Below are 25,311 nucleotides of genomic sequence, written 5' to 3'. Positions count from 1 at the left end.
TCAGGTTGCACGTGCGCGATCACACACTGGAGCGCGGCCGACCCGCCGTCGGCCGCGGAATGAGTCGTTTCAATGTGGCGAGTGGGCTTCGAGAAACTCGTACACTTCGGTCTGATCGACGCCGGGAAAAGTGCCGGTGGGCAGCGCGGCGAGCAGGCTCGTCGGGGTGCGCGCCGCCGGCCAGGACTGCCCGGCCCAGCGCCCGGCGAGATCGTCGGGCGCGCGGCGGCAGCAGGATTCATCCGGGCACAGTGAGACGGCGCGGTTGGGGGTCTCTCGGCCGCGAAACCACTTCACGTGCGCGAACGGCACGCCCACGCTCACCGAGTACTCGCCTTCCTTGGCCTTTTCGATGCGGGAGGTGCACCAGAAGCTCCCGGCGGGCATATCCGTGTACTGATACCACGCGCTGAACCGATCCTCGACGTCGAACACGGTGCGGGCCGTCCAGCTGCGACAGACCGTGGTGCCCTCGACTGCGCCGAGCGCGTCGCTTGGAAAACGCACATTGTCGTTTTCGTAGGCCTTGATGATCGTGCCGGACTCGTGCACCTTCATGAAGTGCACCGGAATGTCCAGCCGGGCGGTGGCAAGGTTGGTGAAGCGGTGCGCGGCCGTCTCGTAGGAGACCGCGAAGGCGTCCCGCAGGTCTTCCATGGAGATGCGCCGCAGGGTCTTCGCCTCGGTCAACATGCGCACCGCGTCGCGCTCCGGCAACAGAATCGCCGCGGTGAGGTAGTTGGTTTCTACCCGTTGGCGCAGAAAATCGGCATAATTTTTCGGCTCTTCGTGCGCGCACAGGTGGCTGGCGAAGGCCTGCACGATGGGGGAGCGGGAATCCCGCGACGCCGAACGTTCGGTCGGCAGGTAGATGCGCCCGTTGCGTTTGTCGGTGACCGATCGGGTGGAGTGTGGCAAATCATTCACATAGTGCAGCGAAAAGCCGAGATGGGTGGCCATGTCGGCGACGAGTTGTTGGGACACCGGACCGCCGGAGTGCCCGACCGCGGTGAGCAGTTCGAGGGCCTGCGCCTCCAGCTCGGGAAAGTAGTTGTCTTGTTGGCGCATGATCTGGCGCAGGGCGGAGTTGGCTCGGCGCGCTTCTTCCGGGGTCGCGGCGCGCTCGCGGTTGAGTCGATCGATTTCATTGTGCAGGCTCAGGATGGTCTGCAGGGTTTCGTCGCTTTGGCCTTTGCTCACCCGGATGCGGGGAAGGCCGAGAGCCTGGAACACTGGCCCGCGCTGGGCGCGTTCGACTGAGATCTCCAGGGCGGCTCGCTCGGAGGGGGCATCCGTTCTCATGAGTTCTTCGACGGTGGTGCCCAGAGCAAGCGCGATAGTTCGCAGCATCGAGAGGCGCGGTTCGCGTTTACCATTCTCCATCATCGATACCTGCGAGGGCGCGCGGTCGATCGCGGCGGCGAGGGCGTCGAGGGTCATGTGCCGACTCGTGCGCAGTTCCCGGATGCGACGGCCCAGCGTGAGCGCATCGAGTTCGGGTTCATCGGCGGCGAGGGTGGAGAGGGCGGCAAGGGCTTCGGCGGGGACCATGCACTCAGTGTCACATGATTAAAAAGTTTCCACAATCGGAAGAATGCAGTTTCTTCTGCCTAACCATTGTGGTTTTGCCCGGCACGGACCGGGCAGAGTAGGAACACAGGCAAGCACCGACCTTCGAATGCGACCACATCCACCGTCGCGTTCGTCGGTTCGACCGAAGCAGAACAGCTCTACCCTCCCTCCGCCTGAGATCGGGCGAACCGCTCCTGCGGCTCGTCCCCTGTCGGTACCACCAACTTTCGCAAGGAGCCAGACCATGAACACCCCGAACCCGACCCTCGATCAGGCGGTCAACTCCGAAACCGTGAAGACGATTACCGGCAGCTTTGCCACTATCCGGCCGCACCTCGAGGTCACCGGGCCGCTCGGTGATCGCTACGACGAGATTCTCACCCCCGACGCCCTCGATTTCCTCGCCGAACTGCACGAGCGCTTCGCGGGCACCCGCCACGGCCTGCTCGCCGCCCGGCTGCAGACTCGAGTGGATACTGCCAATGGTCGCGACCCCAAATTTCTCAGTGCTACCGAGAGTATCCGTCTCGATCCCAGTTGGAGTGTTGCGGGAGCCGGACCGGGCCTGGAAGATCGCCGTGTCGAGATCACGGGTCCGACCGACCGAAAGATGGCCATCAACGCGCTGAACTCGGGCGCCAAGGTGTGGCTCGCCGATCAGGAAGACGCCACGAGCCCGACCTGGACCAACGTGATCGAGGGCCAGCTGACCCTGTTCGACCAGGTGCGCGGCCAGCTCAGCTTCACGAGCCCCGAGGGCAAGAAATACGAGGTCACGAACGAGTCCACGCCGACCATCGTGATGCGTCCCCGGGGCTGGCACCTCGTCGAAAAGCACATCACGTTCATCGACCGCGCTAACCGCCGGATGAAGTCCTCGGGCAGCCTCGTCGACTTCGGCCTGTATTTCTTCCACAATGCGAAAAAGCTGATCGAGAACGGCACCGGCCCGTATTTCTACCTGGCAAAGCTGGAGAGCCACGGGGAAGCACGTCTCTGGAACGATATCTTCACCTACGCCGAAGAGCGCCTCGGCATCACATACGGCACGATTCGTGCCACGGTGTTGATCGAGACGATTCAGGCCGGCTTCGAGATGGAAGAGATCCTCTACGAACTTCGCGACCACTGCGCAGGCCTCAACGCCGGTCGATGGGACTACATCTTCAGCATCATCAAGACGTTTCGGTCCCGCGGCAGCCGGTTCGTTTTTCCCGACCGCAAGCAGATCACCATGACGGTGCCGTTCATGCGGGCTTACACCGAACTACTCGTCGCCACCTGCCACCGTCGTGGAGCCTTCGCCATCGGCGGGATGAGCGCCTTCATTCCCAACCGGCGCGACCCGGCGGTCACCGAGCGGGCGCTTGCCCAGGTTGCGGCCGACAAGCAGCGTGAAGCGACCGACGGCTTCGACGGTTCCTGGGTCGCGCACCCCGACCTGATCCCGACCGCGCAGGCCGAGTTCGACAAGGTGCTCGGTGACCGGCCGAACCAGCTCGAACGTACCCGCCCCGAGGTGAGCGTGACGGCCGCAGAGCTGCTGGATGTCGCTTCGGTCGGCGGCCAAATCACCGAAGCCGGCGTGCGTGGCAACGTGCTCATAGCGCTGCGCTACATCGAGTCCTGGTTGCGCGGCGTTGGCGCGGCGGCGATTGACAACCTGATGGAAGACGCCGCTACCGCGGAGATCTCCCGGTCGCAGCTCTGGCAGTGGATCCACGAGAACTCGGTCACCGCCGAGGGTCGCCGGATCGACTCCGACTGGGTCGAAGATGTGCTGGACGAAATCGTCGATGGCCTCGAGCGCACGCCCACAGACCGCTTCGACGACGCCCTCACGGTGCTGCGCACCTCGGCTCTCGAGCAGGAGTTCCCGACCTTCCTCACGGTTGGCGCGTACGCTCGCTTCTTCTAAGCAGTTTTCGAGATCCGCGAGAGCGGGCAAATGGTTGTTTCGGCCCCGGCAACATCACAGGGGTGAGTACACCATTTGCCCGTTTTTCGTGTCACGAGGCCGGGTTCTTGACTCGCTCGTAGGCTGCGAGGGCGGCGCGGCGAGTCTCGCCGAGGTCCACGAGCGGCGCGGGGTAGGCGTTCGTGCCGTACTCGGTCACGTTGTCGCGAATGTACTGCTGGCGTGGGTCGAACTTGGCCGCCTGGAGGTCGGGATTGAAGATGCGAAAATACGGCGCGGCATCCGCCCCTGAGCCGGCCACCCATTGCCAACCGAACGGGTTGCTCGCCGCATCGGCGTCGACCAGGGTGTCCCAGAACCAGCGCTCACCCTCCCGCCAATCGACCAACATGTTCTTGATCAGGAATGAGGCGGTCACCATGCGCACCCGGTTGTGCATGCTCCCCGTGCGCCACAGTTCGCGCATGCCGGCGTCGATGAGGCCGAAGCCGGTGCGGCCCTGTTGCCAGGCAGCCAGGGCCTCGTGGTCGAGCGGCGGCCACGGAAAGGCATCGAAGGCCGGCCGCAGGTTCTTGGTCGCGAGATCGGGCGCATGAAAGAGCACGTGGTACGCGAACTCGCGCCAGCCGATCTCCGTGAGAAACCGGGTCGCGCTGGTGAGGGCTGGTCCCGTTAGATCGCGCTGAGCTGTCTGGGTGGCAGCCCACACCTGGTGTGGGCTGATCTCGCCCCAGCGCAGGTGCGGAGACAGATGCGAGGTCGCGTTTTGCGCCGGTTCGTCGCGATCGCGAGCGTAGTGGGGCAGCGACTCGGCCAGAAAAGTGGCGAGCACCGCTTGAGCGGATGCCTCGCCCGGCTCCCAGGTGGCGCGCAACCCGGCTGCCCAGTCCGGCGCGCTCGGCTCGAGGCCCCAGCCATCGACCTCGTCGGAGGCGATCTCGCCCGTCCAGCCGGGAATGGCAGAGGGCGCGGGGAACGGTGCACGGGGTGGTGGGCCCGCGGTGCAGGCACGCCAAAACGGCGTGAAGACCGAGTACGAGCCGCCCTGACCGGTTTGAATCGTCCAGGGTTCGAACAGGAGTGAACCGGCGTAGCTGTGGGCGTCGACGCCGCCGGCGCGCAGGTCGTGCTTGATCGCGGTGTCGAGCGTGCGCTCGGCTAGGCCGTAGCGGCGGTTCCAGAACACGGCTGCGGCATCCGTTTCTCGAACGAGGTCCGCGATGATCGGGCCGGCGGCACCGCGGCGCAAAATCAGTCGGCCGCCGAGCGCTTCGAGCGATGCGGTGAGCGATCGCAGACTCTGGTGCAGCCACCAGCGAGCCGCGCCGCCGAGCGGGCGCACCCCCGGCGACTCCTCGTCCAGTATGTAGATGGCCACGATCGGGCGCTCATGCTCGAGGGCCGCGTGCAGGGCCGGGTGGTCGGCAACCCGCAGGTCGTCGCGAAACCAGACGATGGCGGGGCCGATGTGGCCAGGTGAACGATCTCCGTCAGTCTGCGCGGAACTGGGTGACGTCATTCTGCCTCCTCGTGAGTCTTTAGTGTGGACCATGCCACGGGTCACACCAATTCGGGGATAGAGCCGTCTGCCCGATTTTTCTCGAATGGTGTCGAAGGGGTAAATCGATCTCTCGGTAGTTGGATTTGGCCTCATCGGCCGACAGCTCCGTTGATTTCTCAGTGGTTCTCATCTCATTCGTTGGCACAGCGACGTTTTCACGAAACCCCATTCTGGGGCCTCGCCTGGGACAGACAAATCTGTCTGTCCCACATAGTGTGTGTACGGCTCGTCACTGAGCCGATCTCCCAAAAAAAGTTTCAGCTGAACCAACTTTTCATCGCGCCAACGCCGTGACACTGCTGCAGACGGCCAAGTTCTTTCTTCCCTCAGGGGCGCAGCCTGGGGTGCCCGTCACCCGACGATGGGCACCCCGGGCTGCGCCCCTGATCCCCGTTTCTCTCGTTCCAGCAGAAGCCGGATGCCGATTCCTCCTACGAGACGCGCAACACGATCTTGCCGCGGGTGTGACCCTCCTCGAGCAGCCGATGGGCCGCGGCGCCGTCGGCGAGCTCGAACACCGAGTCGACGTGCACCCGCACGGTACCGGCGTCGAGCAGCGCGGAGATTTCATCGAGGGCGCGCGCGTCGGGGGACACCTTGAAACCGGTTGCGCGTCGGCCCGCTGCTGCGGCATCCGCTGCCATGGTCGGCCAGCTGCCGGTCGGGGCGTTCACGAGCAGGCCGCCGGGGCGGAGCGCGGCGAGGGAACGGGTGCCGGTGTTGTCGTGCACGTTGCCGATGAGGTCGATGACCGAGTCGAGGTCGTTGACCACGTCTTCGAAGCGCGTGGTGGTGTAGTCGATGACCTCGTCGGCGCCGAGCTCGCGCAGAAAGTCGAGGTTGCGGGTTGACCCGGTCGCGGTCACGTGCGCGCCCAGGACGCGGGCAAACTGCACCGCGAAGTGACCGACGCCGCCGCTGCCAGCGTGCACGAGCAGGCGCTGCCCGGGGCCGGCCTGGGCCAGCTTGACCATTCCCCACGCGGTCAGCGCCGCGAGGGGAACAGCGGCCGCCTCGGCGTGGCTGAGCCGGGCGGGCTTGCGGGTGACGCTCATGCTCGACACCGAGACATACTCGGCGAAACTGCCGCTGACGCGCGGCACCCGGCCCATGCCATAGACCGCATCGCCCGGCTGCAGTGGCGCAGCCTCGAAGGCTGCGCGCACCACCACGCCGCTGAAGTCATAGCCGAGAACGGCCGGGTACCTCTCGATCGCGGCCGCGACGCCCTTGCCCGACCGGGTCTTGGCGTCGATCGGATTAAGACCAGCCGCAATGACCTTGACGAGCACCTCGTCGACAATCTGGCGTGGCAGCATGCGATCGGCCAGGTGCAACACCTCGGGGGCGCCGGTCTCGTCGATGACCAGGGCGCGCATGGTCTGCGGCAGTTCGAATTCAGTAGCCATGCCCCCCATTCTGCTGCAAGCGTGGCCCGGCCGAGAGCGCAAGAAAGCGGAGACTAGCGGCGGGCCTGCTCGTCGAGGTTGTCGATCAGGGCGTTGGCGAGACCGACCAGAATAGCGATCTGGTCTTCATCGCGTTCGATCCAGCGAAATTGCGGCTCGGCAGCCACCGGCACGAAGTCGAGGTGTTCTTCCCAGACCAGAAGGGTGCGGTCAGCGCCGAGCACGTACTGCTGCCACCACACCTGGCGCAGGTAGCTGCGGGGAATGCTGCGCCACGGCTTGCTGGTGGTTTTGATCTCGGCCAGGTGCAGGTCGCCGTTCGCCACCACGCCGACGCCGTCGGGCGTGGCCAGGTGCCGCGGGTGCGACAGCGAGCGAAACAGGTTTGTGCTCGGCTCGATGCCGTAGTTCTCCAGCACCCACGCGGCGATGATCGGTTCCCGGGCCCGACCGTGGTCGGTGTAGCTGTTGCCGGAAAAGCTCGTGCCGTGCATTTTGTCGTGCGCGGCGTTCACGATGGATTTGGGGGTCGACAGTTTCGCGACATCCGTTGCCGTGATGCCCTGGTTGCGCGCCCGGAGCCAGGCCACCCGGTCGGTCGAGTCGGCGACGATGCGCAGCGTGTGCGGTGCCGGCCGAAGAACAAAAGGTGTCGAGTTCTCGGTACGCTCATCCAGATCAAAGAGGGAGAGCGTGGATTCTGGCACTCATCTATTCTGGGCCCGCGAGCGTGCTCCGCTCGCCACCGCCACGCAGTCACGCTCTGGAAAGCGTCCCTAGGAGGTCCTTGGCCCCGGGCTGCGCCATGAGCGGGGAGCACAGCTGCCGGAGAGGTTTTTCATAGCCGGTTCATAGACAACTGCCGGATACTGAGCAGAATGAGCACACCTGCGAGTATCCAGGCCGGCCACGGTCCGCGACTGACCAAGGCCGATGGCAGCGCCATCCGGGTTTTGGTCGTGGACGACGAACCCACCCTCACCGATCTGCTGGCGATGGCCTTGCGCTACGAAGGCTGGCAGGTGCGCACCGCCGCCGAGGGCCGTCAGGCACTCACCATTGCCCGTGAATTTCGGCCCGACGCGATAGTGCTCGACATTATGCTGCCGGACATTGACGGTCTGCAGGTACTGCAGCGGGTGCGCGCCGACGGCCATCAAACTCCCGTGCTTTTTCTGACCGCCAAGGACTCGCTCGACGACCGGATCGCGGGGCTCACCGCCGGCGGCGACGACTACGTCACCAAACCGTTCAGTCTTGAGGAGGTCGTCGCTCGGCTGCGCGGTCTCATTCGCCGCTCCACCCTCGCCGTAGCCGACTCGGCCGACCCGCGGATCACCGTCGGCGATCTCACCCTCGACGAGGACAGCTATGAGGTTTTCCGTGCCGAAGAGGCCATCGAACTGACCGCGACCGAGTTCGAACTGCTGCGCTTTCTCATGCGCAATCCACGCCGGGTGCTCAGCAAAGCGCAGATTCTCGACCGGGTCTGGAGCTACGACTTCGGCGGTAAATCCTCTGTCGTCGAGATCTACATTTCGTACCTGCGTAAAAAGATCGATGCCGGCCGGGAGCCGATGATCCACACGGTGCGGGGCGCCGGCTACATGCTCAAGACCGCTGCATGACCGAGAGAAGGCGCCGCGGCGGCACCCGCTCGCCCTGGACACTGCAGCGGCGTCTCGTGCTCACCGTCGTCGGCCTGCTCGCCCTCGTGAGCATCACGATCGGGGTCGTGAGTGTGGTCATATTGCGCGCGTCCCTGCTCGACCGCCTCGACGTGCAACTCGCTTCGGCCGCCGATCGCTCCGGTTCGGTGTTGGGCAGCAGCGGGGACAACGATGGGGACCGTCTGGGTGATAAACCCGGCAGCCCCTCCTTCGGTACCCCCACGGCCAACAGGATCCTCAGCGGTCCCGCCCAGCCTCCCGGGCTGCTCGCGCTGGTCTATGACGGGTCGAGCATCACGACGGGCTACACAGATGACCAGAGTGGCGCGATCGAAGAGCTGTCGGAGCAGCAGGTGCGGCAGCTTGCCGACCACGTCAACCAGTCGGCCGCCGTCACCGTGAACCTCGGCGGTGAACTCGGCGAGTACCGGGTGCAGGCTGAAACGGCCCAAACCGGCACGCTCTACCTGGTCGGCCTGCCGCTGTCGGGCGTCGCCTCCACTGCGGCCCAACTGGCCCTGATCATCACCTTCGTCTCACTCGCCGGGCTTATCGTCGTCGCCATCATCGCGGCCTGGGTGGTGCGGCTGGCCCTTCGCCCGCTGCAGCGTGTCACCGCTACTGCCACCCGGGTCGCACAACTGCCCCTCGACCGCGGCGAGGTCTCGCTCGACGACCGGGTTCCGGCCGGCGACACCGACCCGCGCACCGAGGTGGGTCGGGTGGGAGCCGCGCTCAACCGTATGCTCGACCACGTCGACCGCGCCCTGGAGGCACGGCAGGCCAGCGAACGCAAGGTGCGCCAGTTTGTCGCCGACGCGAGCCACGAGCTGCGCACACCGCTCGCTTCCATTCGCGGCTACTCCGAACTCACCCGCCGCAGCGGCCAGCAGTTGCCTCCTGACACGATCCACGCCCTCAGCCGGATCGAATCGGAGTCGGTGCGCATGACCGGCCTGGTCGAAGACCTGCTGCTGCTCGCCCGCCTCGACGAGGGCCGTGAACTCGAAATGGAACCGGTCGACCTCACCATGCTGCTCGTCGACGCCGTCAGCGACGCGCACGCGGCCGGCCGTGATCATGTCTGGAACCTCGAGCTGCCTCGAGAACCTCTCGAGGCGATCGGCGATGAACCGCGCCTGCGTCAGGTCATCACGAATCTGCTCGCCAACGCACGGGTGCACACCCCGGCTGGCACAACCGTGGTGGTCGCGCTCGTGGAAGACGACGAATGCGCGGTGATCTCGGTGACCGACGACGGCCCGGGCATTCCCGACGAGCTCACGGCCACACTGTTTGAACGTTTCGCCCGCGGCGACAGCTCCCGTTTTCGTGCCGCCAATGCTTCGGGGACCGCGAGCACCGGCAGTACGGGTCTGGGCCTGGCCATCGTCGACGCCGTCGTCACCGCGCACCGCGGCACGGTCAAAGTCAACAGCCGGCCCGGCCGGACGGAATTCCGTGTCGCCCTTCCTCGGGCCGAGGCGGTCAGTCGGGGGTATTGAGCCGGGCGAGAAACTCGGCGAAGTGGGTCAGATCATCTGCTGGCCAGCCGCGTAGTCGGCTCAGGATGCGCGCCGAATTGTTGGCACGCACGTCGGCCAGTTTCGCCTCGGCCAAGGGAGTGAGTGCGAAATACTTGATTCGCCCGTCGTCGTCATCGGCCTGGGTTGTGATCAAATCGAGGTCGGACAACGCGCGAGCTTGACGGCTGATGATGCTCTTGTCGACCACCAGATTTTCGGCGAGAGCGCCGGCGGGGGTGGGGCCGCACCGCTCGAGCATGCGCAGAAACTTGAATCCGAACGGTTGCAGGGTGGGGTGAATGCACAGGGCTGTGTCCCGCAGGCTGGCACGAATATTCTTGGCGAGGAGGGCCATTTGCTCTTCGACCGCTGCCAGCGCGGCATCCGTTGTCGTTGTCGTTGCCGGCACGCTCCCGGGCATAGTGTCTGTCACGATCGAATTCTACCGACGCTGATCGGGGGCTACTGGGGGCAGGGCAACGGATGCCGTACTCACGCCGACCAAAATCTGTCCGGTCGTCGGATCCGTATCGGTGCCCGAGCGTTCCCGTTCGATGCCGGTCATGGTGCCGAGGGGAATGTTTGGCAGCAGCGCGATCATAACCAGGGTAATGATCGCGAGGGGCACCATGATCAAGAACACGTTGCCCACGCCGGTGCCGTAGGCCGACTCGACGACGATGCGCAGTGCCGCCGGCAGCAGGGACACCTGCGGGATGGTGCCATCGCCGAGGGTCTGCATGGCTGCAAGCTGGTTAGCCGGGCTGAGGGTGGCGGTGCCGTCCCGGATGTACTGGGCGACCAGGGTGCCGAGCACCGAGCCCATAACCGAGACGCCGACTGTGCCGCCGAGGCTGCGAAAGAACGTGATGGTGCTCGTGGCCACGCCGAGATGGGTAATCTCTACGGTGTTCTGCACGACGAGCACGAGGTTTTGCATGATCATGCCCACACCGGCTCCCAGGATGAACATGAACACGCCCACGAAAACCAGGCTCGTGTCGAAGCGCAGGGAGCCGAGCAGCAGGGAACCGGCCAGCACGAGCACGCTGCCGGAGACCATGATGGCTTTCCACTTTCCCGTGCGGCTGATCAGGTTGCCGAAAACGGTCGAGGCGATGAGTAGTCCACCCATCATGGGGATGGTGAGCAGGCCAGACTGGGTTGGCGTGGCGCCGCGAGCGAGTTGCATGTACTGGCTGAGAAAAACCGAGGTACCGAACATGGCCACGCCCACCGCGAGGCTTGCGATGACGGCGAGCGTGACGGTGCGGTTCTTGAACAGGTCAAGTGGAATGATCGGTTCCTTCACCCTGAACTCCACGATCACGGCGGCAATGAGCAGAATGGCTGCGCCGAGCACCATGGCGAAGGAGGGGAGCGAGGCCCACGCAAACGACTTGCCGGCCAGGGTGACCCAGAGCAGCAGGAGTGACACCCCGCCGCCGATCAGCACGATGCCCAGGTAGTCGATGCTCACAACGCGCTTCACGCGCGCGGGCAGGTGCAGGGTGACCTGCAGCAGGATGATGGCGACCACCGCTACCGGAAGAGCGATGAAAAAGTTCCAGCGCCAGCCGAAGGCGTCCGTCACCACGCCGCCGAGGAGCGGCCCGCCGATGGTGCCAAGCGCCATGACAGCGCCGAACAGGCCGGCGTACTTGCCGCGTTCGCGGGGGCTGATGATGTCGGCCATGATGATCTGGCTGAGGGCGGCCAGGCCGCCGGCGCCGAGGCCCTGCAAAATGCGGAACGCGATGAGGGTGCCGGTGTCCTCCGAGAATCCGGCCAGCGCCGATCCCAGTACGAAAACCACGAGGGCGACCTGAATCAGCAGCTTGCGATTGAACAGGTCGGCGAATTTGCCCCAGACCGGTGTGCTTACCGTGGTCGCCAGCAGCGTGCCGGTGACCACCCAGGTGTAGGCCGACTGGTCGCCCTGAAGATCGGAGACGATCAGCGGCAGGGAGGTGGCGACGACGGTTCCGGCGAGAATCGAGACGAACATGCCCAGCAGCAGGCCGGAGAGGGACTCCAGAACCTGGCGATGACTCATCGACCCGTCGGCGTTGGGACGGCGGGTGACGGATGCCCTGCTACGGCGTGCTGCGCGACTCATGAAACTCCTGCAATTAGTTGACAACGGTCAACAATACGCAGATAGTAGACCGATGTCAACAACTTTTCTGTCCGAATGGAAACTCGACGCCATCGCCGTCGGAAGCCGCTGAGTCGGGCCCGGCGTCGCGGCGCATTTGGTATCTGGCCGTGCATGCCGTAACGTACTGAAAAGCCACAGACCGCCGGTCGCTGCGCCGCGTAGAAATACGGGGAGCAGACGAAGGTTCATTCACGTGAACGGCCCGCGCAGGTGTTCGAAGTTTTGTTTCAGTCTTCTGGATTGTTTCCACAGCTCCGGCGCCCTGCGCTGGAGCTTTTTTCATGTCTGCGCCCCGGGCTACCCGGCACATGATTATTAATGAGGAGCACCATGGCGAACAAGGAAGCAACGGTCGCCGAGCTTACGGAGAAATTCGAAAGCTCGACCGCCGTTCTGCTCACCGAGTACCGCGGTCTCACTGTTGCGCAGCTCAAGAGCCTGCGCAAGTCCATCAGTGAGGACGCCACGTACGCCGTGGTAAAGAACACGCTCACTAAGATTGCGGCCAACAAGGCCGGCATCACCTCGTTCGACGAGGAACTTGTCGGTCCGTCCGCTATCGCCTTCGTGCACGGAGACCCCGTCGCCGTCGCGAAGACCCTGCGTGCCTTTACCAAGGCAAACCCTCTCCTGGTGGTTAAGGGCGGTTACTTTGACGGTAACCCGCTCACCGCAGCGGAGGTTGGCAAGCTTGCCGACCTCGAGTCCCGTGAGGTGCTGCTGGCCAAGCTGGCCGGCGCCTTCAAGGCATCGCTGTTCGGAGCCGCTTATCTCTTCCAGGCACCGCTGTCGAAGGCTGTTCGCACCATCGACGCGCTGCGTGAGAAGCAGGAGTCCGCGAACTAGGCACCTGCCTACACCGCGGTTCACGAATTTTTAAGAAACTAAAAGGAGTACATCATGGCAAAGCTTTCCACTGAAGACCTGCTTGAGCAGTTCAAGGGCCTGACCCTCATCGAGCTCTCCGAGTTCGTCAAGGCGTTCGAGGAGACCTTCGAGGTCACCGCAGCAGCCCCCGTCGCCGCTGCCGGAGCCGCTGGCCCCGCCGCTGCCGTTGAAGAGGTTGAAGAGCAGACCGCATTCGACGTCATCCTTGACGCCGTTGGCGACAAGAAGATCCAGGTCATCAAGGTTGTACGCGAGCTCACCAGCCTGGGCCTCGGCGAGGCCAAGGCCGTTGTCGATGGCGCGCCGAAGGCCGTCCTCGAGGGCGTTGCCAAGGATGCTGCCGACAAGGCCAAGGCTTCCCTCGAAGAGGCCGGCGCCACCGTTACCCTCAAGTAATCTATGCCCCGCGAGGGGTTCTGATTGAGGCGTAACCGACCGGCTTCGAGCCGATCAGTGAGCAGGGGGGCGTCGTTTCCGGAACGGAGACGGCGCCCCCCTTTGTCGTACCCGTCGTCATTCATTCGCGTCGGTAGGTTGCGCGGATGCCGGCGGATGTGAATGGGCGTTATTGGGCACCCAGGCCGCGTAGCATTCGTGGCGCACTGGTGCTTGACCGGATGATGAGGCTGGTGGGCAACACGGCCGACGCGCCGACGCTGCTCCCGCTGGCAAGTCCGGCCAGCAGGGTGCGTACCGCGAGTTCGCCCTGCATGCGCGGATGCTGCGCGAGGGTAGTGAGACGGAACATCTCGGCGTGCGGATGCCCATCGATTCCTATCACGCTCAGTTCCGTGGGCACTCGAATCCCCAATTCCCGGGCCGCCAAAATGAGCCCGAAGGCGATCTCATCACTCGCCGCGAAGATTGCCGTGGGGCGTCTCCGGGGGTCGCCGAGTACAGCCAGGCCCCGGGCGTACCCACCGGGCGTGGTGAACTCCGAGGAGTAGAAGCATCCGCTGACCGGAAGACCGGCCGCCGTCATCGCAGCCTCAAAGCCGCGCAGGCGGTTACTGTGCACCTGAAAGTCCATCTCGTCAACCTGGCTGCCGCCTACGTGCACGATGTCGCGGTGCCCGAGGCTGAGCAGATGTTCGGTGGCCAGGCGGGCGGCCGCAACGTCGTCGATCTCGATCGTGGCCACGCCGCGGATGGGGCCACCGATGCCGACGAGGGGGCGGCGGAGCTGATGCAGGTGTTCGACCTCCTGCTCGCTCAGCTCGACGCAGACCGAGATAATGCCGTCGAAACGCTTGCGGGCCAGGAAAAACTCGAAGACACGATCGCGCTCCGGGGAAGCGGGCGGCAGGTTGTACAGGGTCATGTCGTAGCCCTGCTCCAGCAGGGCCAGTTCCAGGCTTTCGAGGACCTCCCCGAAAAACCAGCGACTGATGTACGGAATGATCACGCCGACACTCTGCGTGCGCCCGGTCACCAGACTCGCGGCGTTCGGCGATGCAACGTACCCAATTTGCCGGGCAGCGGCGATGACCTTTGCTCGGGTCTCGATAGAAACGTAGCCGCGGCCGCTCAATGCACGGCTGGCCGTGGCTTTGGCCACACCGGCGAGGCGCGCGACATCGGCGATCGCGCTCATCTATGCCTCCGTCTATGGTGACTGCTTCTCACACCCTAGCGTGCGTTCGGCAGGCATGGAACCGGTTCCATGAAATCTCTTGATTCTGTCGTGATGCAGCCGCTAAACTCGGACACCGCCCAACACTGTGGCTGGGATCTTTGCCATTCCGTTACATTCTTGGACTTGCCATCCCTCAAGAGGTGACATACTTTATGATCTGGAACCGGTTCCCGAGATTCATGCACGAGACCCTGTTCCCACGGGCACCGCCAGCTCTATCCACCATTCGCATTCGCTCTACACGATCCGACACCACTCAATGAGGAGAACCAAGATGCGGCCTTCCCTGCACCGTCGATTTACAGCACCGATCGCCATGGCGGCGATAGCTGGTCTGGCACTGGCTGGTTGTTCCGGCGGACCCGGCGCCACCACCGCCGACTCGGGCGCGAAGGGCGATGGCGTCGTCACCGTCTACGGCACGATCGCCGACACCGAAGCCCAGCTCCTCGAGAAGTCCTGGGCCGGGTGGGAGAAAGACAACAAGATCGACATTCAATACGAATCGTCGAAGGAATTCGAGTCCCAGATCTCAATCCGCGCGCAGGGCGGCAACGCTCCCGATATCGCCATCTTCCCGCAGCCCGGGCTGATGAAGGACCTCGCTTCCCGCAATTTCCTCAAGGCAGCACCCGACGCCGTCGCGGCTAATGTCGACAAGAACTGGTCGGCCGACTGGAAGGCCTACGGCACGGTGGACGGCACCCTGTACGGCGCGCCGCTGATGGCCAGCGTCAAGGGTTTCGTCTGGTACTCACCGGCGAAATTCAAGGAGTGGGGCGTTGAAGTTCCCACCACCTGGGACGAACTGCTCGCCGTCACCAAGACCATCCAGGAAAAGACCGGTGCGGCTCCCTGGTGCGCCGGCTTCGGCTCCGGTGACGCCACCGGCTGGCCCGGCACCGACTGGGTCGAAGACCTCGTGCTGCGCCAGGCCGGCGCCGAGACCTACGACAAGTGGGTCGCCAACGAGATCCCCTTCACCGACCCGGCCATCAAGGGTGCCTTTGACTCCCTCGGTGAGATTCTGCTCAACCCCAGCTACGTCAATGCCACCTTTGGCGACGTCAAGTCGATCAACAGCACCCCGTTCGGAGATGTGGCCACCCCCATCTCCAACGGCACCTGCGCGCTGACCCACCAGGCCTCCTTCTTCGATGGATTCATCACGGATGCTGGCGGACAGGTCGGACCGGACGCCGACGTCTGGGCCTTCATCACTCCCTCGGTCAAGGCGGGTGGCCAGACGGTCACCGGCGGCGGCGAGATTGTCGGCGCCTTCTCCGATGACGCCGACACCCAGAAGGTGCTGGAATACCTCTCGAGCGCTGACTGGGCTAACAGCCGGGTCGGTCTCGGCGGCGTGATCAGCGCGAACAAGGGCCTGGACGCTTCCAAGGCAACGAGCCCTATTCTGCAACAAGCGATCACCATCCTGCAGGACCCGAAAACCACCTTCCGCTTTGACGGTTCCGACCTGATGCCGGGCGCTGTGGGATCGGGAACCTTCTGGAAGGGCATGGTCAGTTGGATCAATGGCACACCGACCGACGAGGTGCTCACGAGCATCGAAGCGGGCTGGCCGTCCAGCTAGCTGGAACAGCCATCACTCAGGCATGAAAACGGTGTGCCGCCCGCTTCGAATACCGGGCGGCACACCGTGCGTGGCAGGTGTGCGTTATCGATACGTTTTCACCGGTTGTCGGGCGAATACCAGGGTTTACTGTCGTACTCGGAAGGTTTCAGATGTCCGCTTTCTTCTCCTGGCTGGCGCAATTACCAGCGCTGGCACAAGTCCCCATCATCATCCTGGCGTTCGGTGTCGTTGTTGGTGCCATCTTGTTTTTCGTCGAGATCGCCCCACGCTCTGGCCGGGGCTACACGATCATTCGTCTTGCCGTCTGCGTTCTGGCACCACTGCTGATTTTGCTGGTTGCCAACTCCTACACCTGGGCCATTATCGGCGCCGGCGTATTGGGACTCGGCTTCTTCTACATCGACTACCGCTCCCGCACGGGTGCCGGCTACCTGTTCCAGCTGGTCGGTTTTCTCGCCCCGGCCGCTATCCTGCTCGGCATCGGCTTGGTCATTCCCACCATTCAGACCACGGTGCAGGCCTTCATGAGCGCTCGCGGTGACCGGTTCGTTGGCTTGGACAACTTCGCCTGGATCTTCACCCAGCCCGAGAACGTGCGCATCGTGCTCAACACCATTGTCTGGGTGTTGATCGTTCCGACCATCTCGACCATCGCCGGCCTCGCTTACGCGGTGTTCATCGACAAGAGCCGCGGTGAGAAGTATTTCAAGATTCTGGTCTTCATGCCGATGGCCATCTCCCTGGTGGGAGCATCCATTATCTGGCGTTTCGTCTACACGGCCCGCCCGGCCGACCAGGAGCAGATCGGCCTGCTGAACCAGCTTGTGGTCATGTTCGGCGGGCAGCCGGTGGACTTTCTGTCGGTGTCCCCGTTCAATACCCTGTTTCTTATCGTGATTCTCATCTGGGTACAGACCGGGTTCGCCATGGTGGTGCTGTCTGCCGCCATCAAGGGCGTGCCGACCGAGCAGATGGAGGCGGCCGAACTCGATGGCACCAACGCCTGGGAGCAGTTCGTGAACGTGACCGTCCCCGGCATCCGCAGCGCCCTCGTCGTCGTTCTGACGACTATCTCCATCGTGTCGCTCAAGGTCTTCGACATTGTGCGCACCACCACGGCCGGGTCCAACGAGACCAGCGTCGTCGCCAACGAAATGTACACCCAGTTCAAGAACTTCGAGCAGGGCCGCTCAGCCGCCTTCGCCCTGGTGCTGTTCCTGCTGGTACTGCCGATCGTCGTCTACAACGCCCGCCAGATCAAGAAGCAGAGGGAAATCCGATGAGCTCCGTCATGCCCGTAAGACTTCCCGTTGACGCCCAGACCACGCGGCGACTCCGACGCGGCGTTCGCCGGATGGAGTCGCCCATCGCCCGCAACACCAAGAAACGGCTGACCAGCCGCGGAGCGACCATTGGGGCGCTCATCATCGCGGTGCTGTGGTCGATCCCCACCCTGGGCCTGCTGGTGTCGTCCTTCCGGCCGGCGCAGCAGGTGCGCACCACCGGTTGGTGGACCATTTTCACCAACACCGGGGTCACCTTCGACAACTACACGACGGCTCTGGCCGCGGGCAACAGCCAGCTCAATCTGGCTGGGTCATTCATCAACTCGATCGCGATCACCCTGCCGGCCACACTCATCCCGTTGATGATTGCCAGCCTTGCCGCCTACGCCTTCGCCTGGATTGACTTCCGAGGCAAGAACGTCATGTTCATCGGCGTCTTTGCCTTGCAGATCGTGCCGATTCAGATGGCCCTCGTGCCGCTGCTGCAATTCTTCTCCGGCGGCACTATTTTTGGCTTCCCGGTCGTCGCGGCGCTCAACCCCGGCAGCGGCTATTCGCAGGTGTGGATTGCGCACACCATGTTCGCTCTTCCCCTGGCCATCTACCTGCTGCACAACTTCGTCTCGGAGATTCCGAGCGAGGTCATTGAAGCGGCCAGGGTCGACGGCGCCGGCCACGGGCAGATCTTCTTTCGCATCGTGTTGCCGCTGACCATGCCGGCCATCGCGTCGATCGCCATCTTCCAGTTTCTCTGGGTCTGGAACGACCTGCTGGTGGCGCTGATCTTCGCGGACGGTGCGGTCGCCCCGATGACCAAACTACTCGCCGAACTCTCCGGTGCCCGTGGGCAGGACTGGCATCTGCTCACAGCCGGTGCCTTCCTGTCGATTCTGGTTCCGCTGATCGTGTTCTTCTCGCTGCAGCGCTTCTTCGTGCGCGGCCTGCTCGCCGGGTCGACCAAGGGCTAGCCGAGCTGGTGGCGCTCCGGTGAATGGATGCCGGGGGCCAACTCCGGCACGATGCCCCCGCAGTCATTTCCAGCGCAAGGCGTTGGCGTTCAGGGAGTTGTCGACCACGAGGCTGATCGTGTCGGCGACGTAGCGGTCGACCGACCTCTCCAGCGGCACGCCGTCGCGGCTGAAACTCATCCGTTTGTGCATGAGCATCGGGGATCCGCGGCGCACATCGAGCAGCCGGGCATCTTCCGCCCCTGCCGGGCAGGCGGAAAACTGATGCTCCGCGCGGGAGAAGGTGATTTTGGCCGTCGCTGCAAGCCAGGCAGTCACCGACGGGCAGTCGGACGGAATCCGCTCCACCTCGGCGCCGACCGTATCCCGGTAGCGGGTGCGCTCCACCATGATGGCATCGCCGTCAAGCAGGCGTACCCGCACGACACAGAAGACGCGAGCAGCTGTCGGTAACCGAAGTGCCTCGCGGTCGAGCGGCGAAGCGTCCTGCCACACCGCCGAGATGACCTGGCCAGCCGGTACGCGCCCGCGCGACGACGCCCATTGGGCAAAACTCCGAAACTCTTCAAACGTCCCTGCCGACCGGGGCTCACCGATGACGGTGCGCCGGCTTCCGCGGCGGGAGGCCAAAACCCCCTCGGTTTCGAGCTCGCCCAGTGCCTGCCGGATAGTACCGGGAGCAACGGCGAATTCTTCGGAGAGCACACGTTCGCTGGGCAGCTGACTTCCGCGTGCGTAGAGCCCCCGGGTGATCGCCCCTCGAATGGCTTCTGCGATGTCGTGATACCTCGCCACGCCCAACCTCACTGTGTGCGGCCCAGCTCCGACAGCCCGGCCTGGTTCACCTTCCAAAGTATTGTGTCACCGCACCGTGGGGTGACCGGACCGGCCTCACGTACGGGGGGTTCATCCAGCGTTTACCTTTTCGTCACCCAATCTACCCATCCCGGCCAAACTTCTCTAGTGAACTTCAATCGTCAAGGACCAAAGTTCACTAGATAAGTCGTAGTGAACGATGACCTTTCGCCTTGGGAGTCTCCGTCGGTGACCCACTCGTACACGATCATTCTGGCTGAAGAGGATTTCAATGAACATGTCGCGCCGCCATTACCTGCCCGCAGTCCTGCTTGTCAGCGCACTCGGCCTGTCTGGTTGTACAAGTACCTCCACCGACGCTGCCGGGGACGTCGACTGGGCGGACGCGACCTCCGTCGAGAGCGGCGGTGGGTTGGACAGTCTCGTGAGCGCTGCGCAGGCTGAAGGAACTCTGAACGTCATGGGCCTATATCCGGACTGGGCGAATTACGGCGTCTTGATTGAGGAATTCACGGCAACCTACGGTATCGAGGTGGACAATGACACCTCGGCCGGTTCCAGTCAGGATCAGGTCAACGCCATCAAGAACCGCATCGGCCAGAGCCGGTCCCTTGACTACCTCGACACTGGAGTTTCCTTCGCCAACAGCGCGAGTGCTGAGGGACTCCTGGCCGAATATCGTCCCGCGACGGTCGCTGACATTGACCCGACACTCACGGATGCCGAGGGCATGTGGACGAACCAGTACGGCGGCTATGTCACCATCGGGTGTGATGCGGCCGCAGTCGCGGTGTGTCCCACCTCATTCGCCGAACTCGATGACCCGCAGTACGTCGGGAAGGTCGCCCTCACCGGAAATCCCGCCCAGGGCGAGTCTGGCTTCAACGCAGTCTGGGCCGCAGCGATGGCGATGGGCGGCAGTCTCGACGACATCCAGCCCGGTATCGAGTTCATGGCGGAGTTGTCGGCCAGCGGCATTCTCATTCCCGTCGCGGCCAACGCCGGCACCCTGGAAACCGGTGAAACCCCCATCATCATCAACTGGGACTACCTCAATTTGGCCGTGGCCGATGACACAGCCGCGGCTGGGGTCGATTTCCAGGTTGTCATCCCGACCGACGGCACCATGGCGTCCTACTACGCCGCGTCAATCAACGCGGACGCCCCGCACCCCGCTGCTGCACGCCTATGGATCGAGTTCATGTACTCCGACGAGGGCCAGAACATCCTGCTCAATGGCTACACCCGACCCGTGCGATTCGAGGCCCTGGTCCAGTCCGGTGCTGTCGACACGGCCGCGGCTGACAAGCTCCCGACCGTCATGAACGGATTCGAGTTTCCGTCTGAAGCCCAGCGCAGCGCTGCCAACCTGCTCCTCGCTGAGAAGTGGGACGCAGCGGTCGCCTCGTGACCCCCACGGTGGCCAGGAGGAACGCCCCCTCGGTCCCTGGTTCGATCGCTCGGGCAACGTATCGCATTCGTTCGTTGCAGGCCCGGGCCGAACACCGGGTCGGCGCTTCGTGCATGGGGCTCATCCCCTTCCTTGTCTTCATAGCGCTTTTTTTGGGCGTGCCGGTGTGCGGTATTGTGCTGTCGGCGTTCCGGGTGGCCGACGTGAACAAGCCGGGGAACTACGTACCCAGCCTGGCCAACTTTGCGGCCAGTTTTCGGGGCGCGTCCTGGGACGCAATGCAGAACAGCCTGCAGATAAGCGTGATCGCGGCGTTGGTCGGCGGCATCATGGGTCTGGCCCTCGCGCAGGCCATTGTCACTACGCGCTCCAGGAAACTCACCGCGGTGGTCACCGTACTCACGAGCGTGCTGGCCAATTCCGGAGGCGTTCCTCTCGCTTTCTCCTTCATTGCGGCGGTCGGTAACGCGGGCATCATCACAGAACTTTTGTCGCTAACAGACCTCGGCTTCACCCTCTACAGCAGCGGCGGACTCATCCTGATGTATCAGTATTTTCTGATACCGACCATGGTCATGGTTGTTCTGCCCACCCTGGCCGGCCTGCGCGTGGAGTGGAAGGAGGCGGCAGCCTCCGTGGGGGCAACCAGCTGGCAGTTCTGGAAGAAAATTGGCTTGCCAATCGCCACTCCAGCGATTCTGAGCGGCTTCGTCCTACTTTTCGGGGCGTCATTTGCGACCCACGCGTCGGCCGCGGCCCTGATCGGAGGCGGTGGAGTACCCCTCATTAGCCTGCGCATCGACAGTGGACTGGCCGGTGGCAATCTGGCTGGCCAGGAGAATGTGGCCATGGCACTGGGTGTCAACATGATCGTCGTGGCCCTGGTCGTCTTACTCATCTACATGCCCCTGCAGAAACGGAGTCTGAAATGGTTCAAGTGAGTCGGGAGACGCGCGCGGCTCGGGGTCTCCGTGTCGTGGCGCCGAGGCTCGGCTGGGCCCTGATCATCCTGATGGCGCTCTACATCACGGTGCCAATGCTGTGCGCTCTCGTCTTCAGTATCTACGTGCCCACAGCAGGATTCACTTTTGAGCCGTATCTAGAATCGGTACGCGACCCGGGGTTTCCCGGTGCGCTTTCGCTGACGCTGCTCATCACTGTTCTGACCGTTGTGGCGCTGTTGGCTCTTATGGTCCCGACCATGGTCTATCTCCACCTTCGGGCGCCACGGTGGCGCCCCATCATCGAGATCGTCTGCACGATTCCTCTCGTCGTACCTTCAATCGCTCTAGCGGCCGGGTTGGTCACGGTGTTGCGCAGCATGGCCGGTTTCGGTCGCGGTTCCGTGCCAGCTCAGATAAGCCAGCTGCTTCAAAACCCCGACCTGCCCGTCGTTCTGGTCGGCAGCTACATTGTCTTGACCCTGCCGTTCGTATTTCGATCGCTCGACGCTGGTCTGCGCACCATTGACCTGCGCACCCTGGTCGAGAGCGCACATTCGCTCGGTGCGAGTGGCGCCACAGTGCTCCGGCGGGTCATCCTGCCCAACATCAAGGGGCCGGTGATCTTCTGTGCCTTTTTCTGCATAGCACTGTGTCTGGGTGAATATACGGTGGCGGTGACGCTTGGCTATCGAACTCTGCCGGTCTGGCTCACCCAAATCGCCGGATCCAACTTTCGCGCTTCCATTTCCATGTCCCTCCTCATCAACGCCCTCACCTGGGCATTGTTGATCGCCATGACGGTACTCGCCGGACGCGCAGCCCCTGCGCGCACCCTGGCCTTGAAAGGACACGAATCGTGACGTCTACAGCAGCAACCGCTCACCTCCGAGGTACAACGGCGGCGCGTATCGAGTACACCGCGGTGAGCAAGAAGTTTGGTGACACCACCGTGCTCACTGGCCTCGACCTCACTGTCGAACCCGGGGAATTCGTGGCGCTGCTCGGCCCTTCTGGCTGCGGAAAATCAACAGCACTGCGTATTCTCGCCGGGTTCGAGACCGCGTCGAGCGGTACTCTCACGGTGGACGGGCGCGATGTGTTGCGGGTCCCGGCCCACCGTCGCGGCATCGGCATGGTGTCTCAGTCCTACAGTCTGTTTCCAAACCTCAGTGTGGCCGACAACGTGTCGTTCGGGCTCGTCGTGCGACGCGAAAGCAAGTCCAGGCGGGTAGCGAAACTCACCTCTCTGCTCGATCTGGTCGGGCTGCCCGGTTACGCAGACCGGTTTCCGGCCCAGCTCTCCGGCGGGCAGCAACAGCGCGTTGCGCTGGCACGAGCCCTCGCGGTTGAGCCGCGGGTACTGCTCTTGGATGAACCGCTGTCGGCGCTCGATGCCAGGGTGCGTTCTTCGCTTCGGGAGGAGATTCGCAACCTGCAGCTCCGGCTCGGAATCACGATGCTCTTCGTCACTCATGACCAGGATGAAGCGCTCGCGATGGCCGATCGGGTCGCGGTCATGCGGGGCGGTGGAATCGAACAGATTGACCAGCCGGGAGTTCTCTACGACCAACCGAGTACTGATTTCGTTGCTCGTTTCGTCGGTACGACGAACCAGCTTGCCGTCGCCCGCGGCGCGGCCATCCCTGATCTCTGGGTGCCCCTCCGTGAGGGCGACCGTGATTTGCTCTATGTGCGGCCCGAACTGCTCATGCTTGAGGAGTCCGACCGCGGATGTGCCCACATCGTTTCCCACGTTTACCGAGGTGCAACGACTCGCATCACGGCCAAGATCGAGGGCAGCATTAGTCGCGGAAGTTCCGAGATCAAGGTCGACGTTCCGTCGGCCAGCGTCACCGAGTTGCCGATCGGCCTACGAGTTCGCGTTCGCCTCACGGGGCGTCCGGCACTTCGAGTGGAGGCATAATGCAAGCCCAATTTCTCAACACCTGTATCGACGTGAGCGTGAGCTTGCTGCCGGACGCAGCATCCGCGATTATCTTTGATTGCGACGGACTGCTCGCGGACACCGAAGACCTGTGGCTTCGCGCCGTGGATGCCTGCGCGAACGCGCACGGCACAACCCTGACCGATTTGGCCGGGTTTCGTGGTGGCGCAATAGATGACGTGGCCGCGCGGCTCGTGACGATTTTCGAGGCTGCCGGGCTCCCGGCTCCCATGGTGGGTGAATTGGCAGAATCGCTGTCCGAAGAATTTCAAGCACTAATCGCCCAGGAGGCGATCGCCATGCCGGGAGCCGTGGCCCTGGTGAGCGAACTCGCGGCGAGGTTCCCCGTCGCGGTCGCATCGAACAGCCCGCGTGCGCTGCTCGATCAGATTCTGGAGCGTATTGGTGTGCACACCTTGATCACCTGTTCTGTCGCCCGGGATGAGGTATCGGCGGCTAAACCAGCTCCCGATCTGTACGTGGCTGCCCTGCGCAAACTACGAGAACTCGCTCCCTCGGTAAACGCAGAGACGGCCGTCGCCTTCGAAGACTCGGCGGTGGGGGCGTTGGCTGCCACGAGCGCCGGTCTGCTCGTCGTCGGCGTCAACGCCGACCCGGCAGTGGTCCTCGGCTGCCACGTGCGGCACAACACACTGCTCGAAGAAGAACTCGTCGATTGGGCCCTGAACGTGGAACGGGACAAGCCCAAGCATTTCGAGCCGTCCGCCCTCGCCGTCGGCTCCTTTGACGCTGCGACTTCGACTCTGACCGTGCAGTGCACGTTTTCGGCCGAACAAGCGGCGCGTGTGCAGGTTTACGCGCAGAAAGACTGTCGGTGGAACGAACTGCCGGAAAGCCCACCCGTGGCAGCGGCTTCGGCGCTGACCGACAGGGAATCTTTATCATTGGATCTGGCCCACCTTCCGGACGGGGCCTATCGCTTTCTGCTGGTGACGGACGGGCTAGTACCGGAATGGAATGGGCGGACCGGTGAATTCGCGGTTGGGACCAATGTGTGTGTGGCGCAGGCGGCAGCGTCGGAGATGGCCGCGCCCGCTGTGCCCTCTCCAAAAATGCTGGAGCAGGGTGTGGCCGCCATGACCTGGAATCTCTGGTTCGGCGGATGTCACTCCAACGACGGGCATGCCAAGCAGGTCGCCTACCTTCAAGAATTTCCCCACTCGATCGTGGCCCTGCAGGAGTGTTTCGGGGCTCATGGTCGTCAGTTGGCGGCAGCGATGGGTTGGAATATCGCTCAACAGGGTCATGACACAGCGGTGATAAGCCCGTATCCCCTGTCACTTCATCACACCGAGACCGATTCGTTCGCTACCTGTGCCACCGTTTTCACACCGAAAGGCGCTGTCACGGTGTGGTCAGTGCACCTGTGGCATGCGGACTACGGCCCGTACACTGCCGACGATGCACGTATTCCTGCGCGCTACACCCTCGCAAGCCGAGGCGAACGCCGGCGCACAGCCCAGCTCTCGGAAATCTTGTCGGAGCAGGGTCGGCTCGAGAGCGAGGGCATCGTGTCTGCACAGGATCCAATTCTCATCATGGGCGATTTCAACGTGCCCTCGCATCTGGACTGGAAGCCGGGGCACCGCGCTAATAGCGTCGAGTGGCCCGCCTCACGCATGCTCGAGATCGCAGGGTACGCCGATGCATTTCGAGTCGTTCATCCCGATGTTGATGCCGTGCCCGGACACACGTGGTCCCCTATCATCCCGGCTGGTGAGGAGCCTCGAGACCGGATTGACTTCATCTTTAGCCGCGGCGCGCGCGCTTTAGAGGCGTTCACCGTCGCCGCTGAGATAGTGGGCGCGGCACCCCCGATACTCAGCGCCAAGGGAAAGCAGCGTGTCGGCCCGGGCGCAGATATTCTGGGCCACCACCTCGAGAATGCCTGGCCGACCGACCACGCAGCTGTCGCGGCTCGGTTAGCGTGGAAGTGACGGAGGGTCCCGGGCCGAACGGGGACGTCCGCCTCACCGTGTAGT

General features: G+C 63.7%; 21 protein-coding genes. 13 read left to right on the top strand and 8 right to left on the bottom strand.

Annotation, left to right across the window (positions count from 1 at the left end):
- Positions 1–69: 69 nt before the first annotated feature.
- Positions 70–1,551 carry a helix-turn-helix transcriptional regulator gene (locus tag E3T50_RS08080; protein ID WP_134551355.1) on the bottom strand — a complete coding sequence of 494 codons (1,482 nt, stop codon included), beginning with the start codon at positions 1,549–1,551 and terminating at the stop codon, positions 70–72.
- A 265-nt stretch (positions 1,552–1,816) separates the two neighbouring features.
- Here E3T50_RS08080 and aceB point away from each other — a divergent pair, with 265 nt between their 5' ends.
- Complete coding sequence (gene aceB, locus E3T50_RS08075) at positions 1,817–3,490, top strand: malate synthase A (protein WP_134551354.1); 1,674 nt, start codon at positions 1,817–1,819, stop codon at positions 3,488–3,490.
- 91 nt (positions 3,491–3,581) lie between these two features.
- Here the strand turns inward: aceB and E3T50_RS08070 are convergent, their stop codons facing one another.
- From E3T50_RS08070 to E3T50_RS08055, 3 genes are all read right to left on the bottom strand, one after another.
- Positions 3,582–5,009: a cryptochrome/photolyase family protein gene (locus E3T50_RS08070; RefSeq protein ID WP_134551353.1), complete on the bottom strand. Its 1,428-nt coding sequence runs from the start codon at positions 5,007–5,009 to the stop codon at positions 3,582–3,584.
- Positions 5,010–5,482: 473 nt separating this feature from the next.
- The gene (locus tag E3T50_RS08060) at positions 5,483–6,460 is read right to left on the bottom strand and encodes an NADP-dependent oxidoreductase (RefSeq protein ID WP_241990819.1); all 978 of its coding nucleotides are present in this window, start codon (positions 6,458–6,460) and stop codon (positions 5,483–5,485) included.
- A gap of 53 nt (positions 6,461–6,513) precedes the next feature.
- The gene (locus tag E3T50_RS08055) at positions 6,514–7,137 is read right to left on the bottom strand and encodes a YqaJ viral recombinase family protein (RefSeq protein ID WP_134462245.1); all 624 of its coding nucleotides are present in this window, start codon (positions 7,135–7,137) and stop codon (positions 6,514–6,516) included.
- A gap of 201 nt (positions 7,138–7,338) precedes the next feature.
- Between E3T50_RS08055 and E3T50_RS08050 the strand changes: the two genes are divergently transcribed.
- Complete coding sequence (locus tag E3T50_RS08050) at positions 7,339–8,088, top strand: response regulator transcription factor (RefSeq protein WP_134551352.1); 750 nt, start codon at positions 7,339–7,341, stop codon at positions 8,086–8,088.
- A complete protein-coding gene (locus tag E3T50_RS08045; RefSeq protein ID WP_134551351.1) occupies positions 8,085–9,635 on the top strand; it encodes a sensor histidine kinase in 1,551 nt (516 codons plus the stop codon). Before E3T50_RS08050 ends, E3T50_RS08045 begins: the two co-directional genes overlap by 4 nt.
- Here E3T50_RS08045 and E3T50_RS08040 read toward each other — a convergent pair.
- Positions 9,619–10,089: a MarR family winged helix-turn-helix transcriptional regulator gene (locus tag E3T50_RS08040; protein ID WP_134551350.1), complete on the bottom strand. Its 471-nt coding sequence runs from the start codon at positions 10,087–10,089 to the stop codon at positions 9,619–9,621. The two genes, E3T50_RS08045 and E3T50_RS08040, sit on opposite strands and share 17 nt — an antisense overlap.
- Before the next feature lie 9 nt (positions 10,090–10,098).
- Positions 10,099–11,712, bottom strand: coding sequence for an MFS transporter (locus E3T50_RS08035; RefSeq protein WP_134551423.1), 1,614 nt, complete (start codon positions 11,710–11,712; stop codon positions 10,099–10,101).
- 435 nt (positions 11,713–12,147) lie between these two features.
- On the opposite strand from E3T50_RS08035, the gene rplJ reads away from it, so the two are divergent.
- Together rplJ and rplL are read left to right on the top strand one after the other, a co-directional pair.
- On the top strand, positions 12,148–12,663 hold the full coding sequence (gene rplJ / locus E3T50_RS08030; RefSeq protein ID WP_092340410.1) for a 50S ribosomal protein L10: 516 nt from the start codon (positions 12,148–12,150) through the stop codon (positions 12,661–12,663).
- 54 nt (positions 12,664–12,717) lie between these two features.
- A complete protein-coding gene (gene rplL, locus E3T50_RS08025) occupies positions 12,718–13,101 on the top strand; it encodes a 50S ribosomal protein L7/L12 (RefSeq protein ID WP_104083139.1) in 384 nt (127 codons plus the stop codon).
- A gap of 169 nt (positions 13,102–13,270) precedes the next feature.
- On the opposite strand, the gene E3T50_RS08020 is transcribed toward rplL, so the two are convergent.
- Entirely contained in the window at positions 13,271–14,299 is a 1,029-nt protein-coding gene (locus tag E3T50_RS08020) for a LacI family DNA-binding transcriptional regulator (protein WP_134551349.1), read from the bottom strand.
- A 316-nt stretch (positions 14,300–14,615) separates the two neighbouring features.
- Between E3T50_RS08020 and E3T50_RS08015 the strand changes: the two genes are divergently transcribed.
- The 3 genes from E3T50_RS08015 (at position 14,616) to E3T50_RS08005 (ending at position 18,192) form a co-directional block, all read left to right on the top strand.
- Positions 14,616–15,935: an ABC transporter substrate-binding protein gene (locus E3T50_RS08015; protein ID WP_134461911.1), complete on the top strand. Its 1,320-nt coding sequence runs from the start codon at positions 14,616–14,618 to the stop codon at positions 15,933–15,935.
- Positions 15,936–16,087: 152 nt separating this feature from the next.
- On the top strand, positions 16,088–17,221 hold the full coding sequence (locus tag E3T50_RS08010) for a carbohydrate ABC transporter permease (protein ID WP_134551348.1): 1,134 nt from the start codon (positions 16,088–16,090) through the stop codon (positions 17,219–17,221).
- Entirely contained in the window at positions 17,218–18,192 is a 975-nt protein-coding gene (locus tag E3T50_RS08005; protein ID WP_134551347.1) for a carbohydrate ABC transporter permease, read from the top strand. Before E3T50_RS08010 ends, E3T50_RS08005 begins: the two co-directional genes overlap by 4 nt.
- 63 nt (positions 18,193–18,255) lie before the next feature.
- Here E3T50_RS08005 and E3T50_RS08000 read toward each other — a convergent pair whose 3' ends face one another.
- Positions 18,256–18,987, bottom strand: a complete 732-nt coding sequence (locus E3T50_RS08000; RefSeq protein ID WP_166784236.1) for a GntR family transcriptional regulator — start codon at positions 18,985–18,987, stop codon at positions 18,256–18,258.
- Positions 18,988–19,279: 292 nt separating this feature from the next.
- Here E3T50_RS08000 and E3T50_RS07995 point away from each other — a divergent pair, with 292 nt between their 5' ends.
- The 5 genes from E3T50_RS07995 to E3T50_RS07975 all read left to right on the top strand — a co-directional run bounded on the left by E3T50_RS07995 (position 19,280) and on the right by E3T50_RS07975 (position 25,266).
- Positions 19,280–20,419 carry an extracellular solute-binding protein gene (locus E3T50_RS07995; RefSeq protein WP_134551345.1) on the top strand — a complete coding sequence of 380 codons (1,140 nt, stop codon included), beginning with the start codon at positions 19,280–19,282 and terminating at the stop codon, positions 20,417–20,419.
- Positions 20,420–20,532: 113 nt separating this feature from the next.
- On the top strand, positions 20,533–21,360 hold the full coding sequence (locus tag E3T50_RS07990) for an ABC transporter permease (protein ID WP_134551344.1): 828 nt from the start codon (positions 20,533–20,535) through the stop codon (positions 21,358–21,360).
- Positions 21,348–22,223 carry an ABC transporter permease gene (locus tag E3T50_RS07985; RefSeq protein WP_134551343.1) on the top strand — a complete coding sequence of 292 codons (876 nt, stop codon included), beginning with the start codon at positions 21,348–21,350 and terminating at the stop codon, positions 22,221–22,223. The genes E3T50_RS07990 and E3T50_RS07985 overlap by 13 nt, the downstream gene beginning before the upstream one ends.
- Entirely contained in the window at positions 22,220–23,287 is a 1,068-nt protein-coding gene (locus E3T50_RS07980) for an ABC transporter ATP-binding protein (protein WP_166784235.1), read from the top strand. Before E3T50_RS07985 ends, E3T50_RS07980 begins: the two co-directional genes overlap by 4 nt.
- Positions 23,287–25,266: an HAD family hydrolase gene (locus tag E3T50_RS07975; protein ID WP_134551341.1), complete on the top strand. Its 1,980-nt coding sequence runs from the start codon at positions 23,287–23,289 to the stop codon at positions 25,264–25,266. Before E3T50_RS07980 ends, E3T50_RS07975 begins: the two co-directional genes overlap by 1 nt.
- Positions 25,267–25,311 lie beyond the last annotated feature (45 nt).

This window comes from Cryobacterium gelidum (assembly GCF_004403985.1).
In the GTDB taxonomy this organism is placed as follows: domain Bacteria; phylum Actinomycetota; class Actinomycetes; order Actinomycetales; family Microbacteriaceae; genus Cryobacterium; species Cryobacterium gelidum.
Note: the sequence above shows the minus strand (reverse complement) of the source record. Positions and strands in the feature narration are given on the sequence as shown.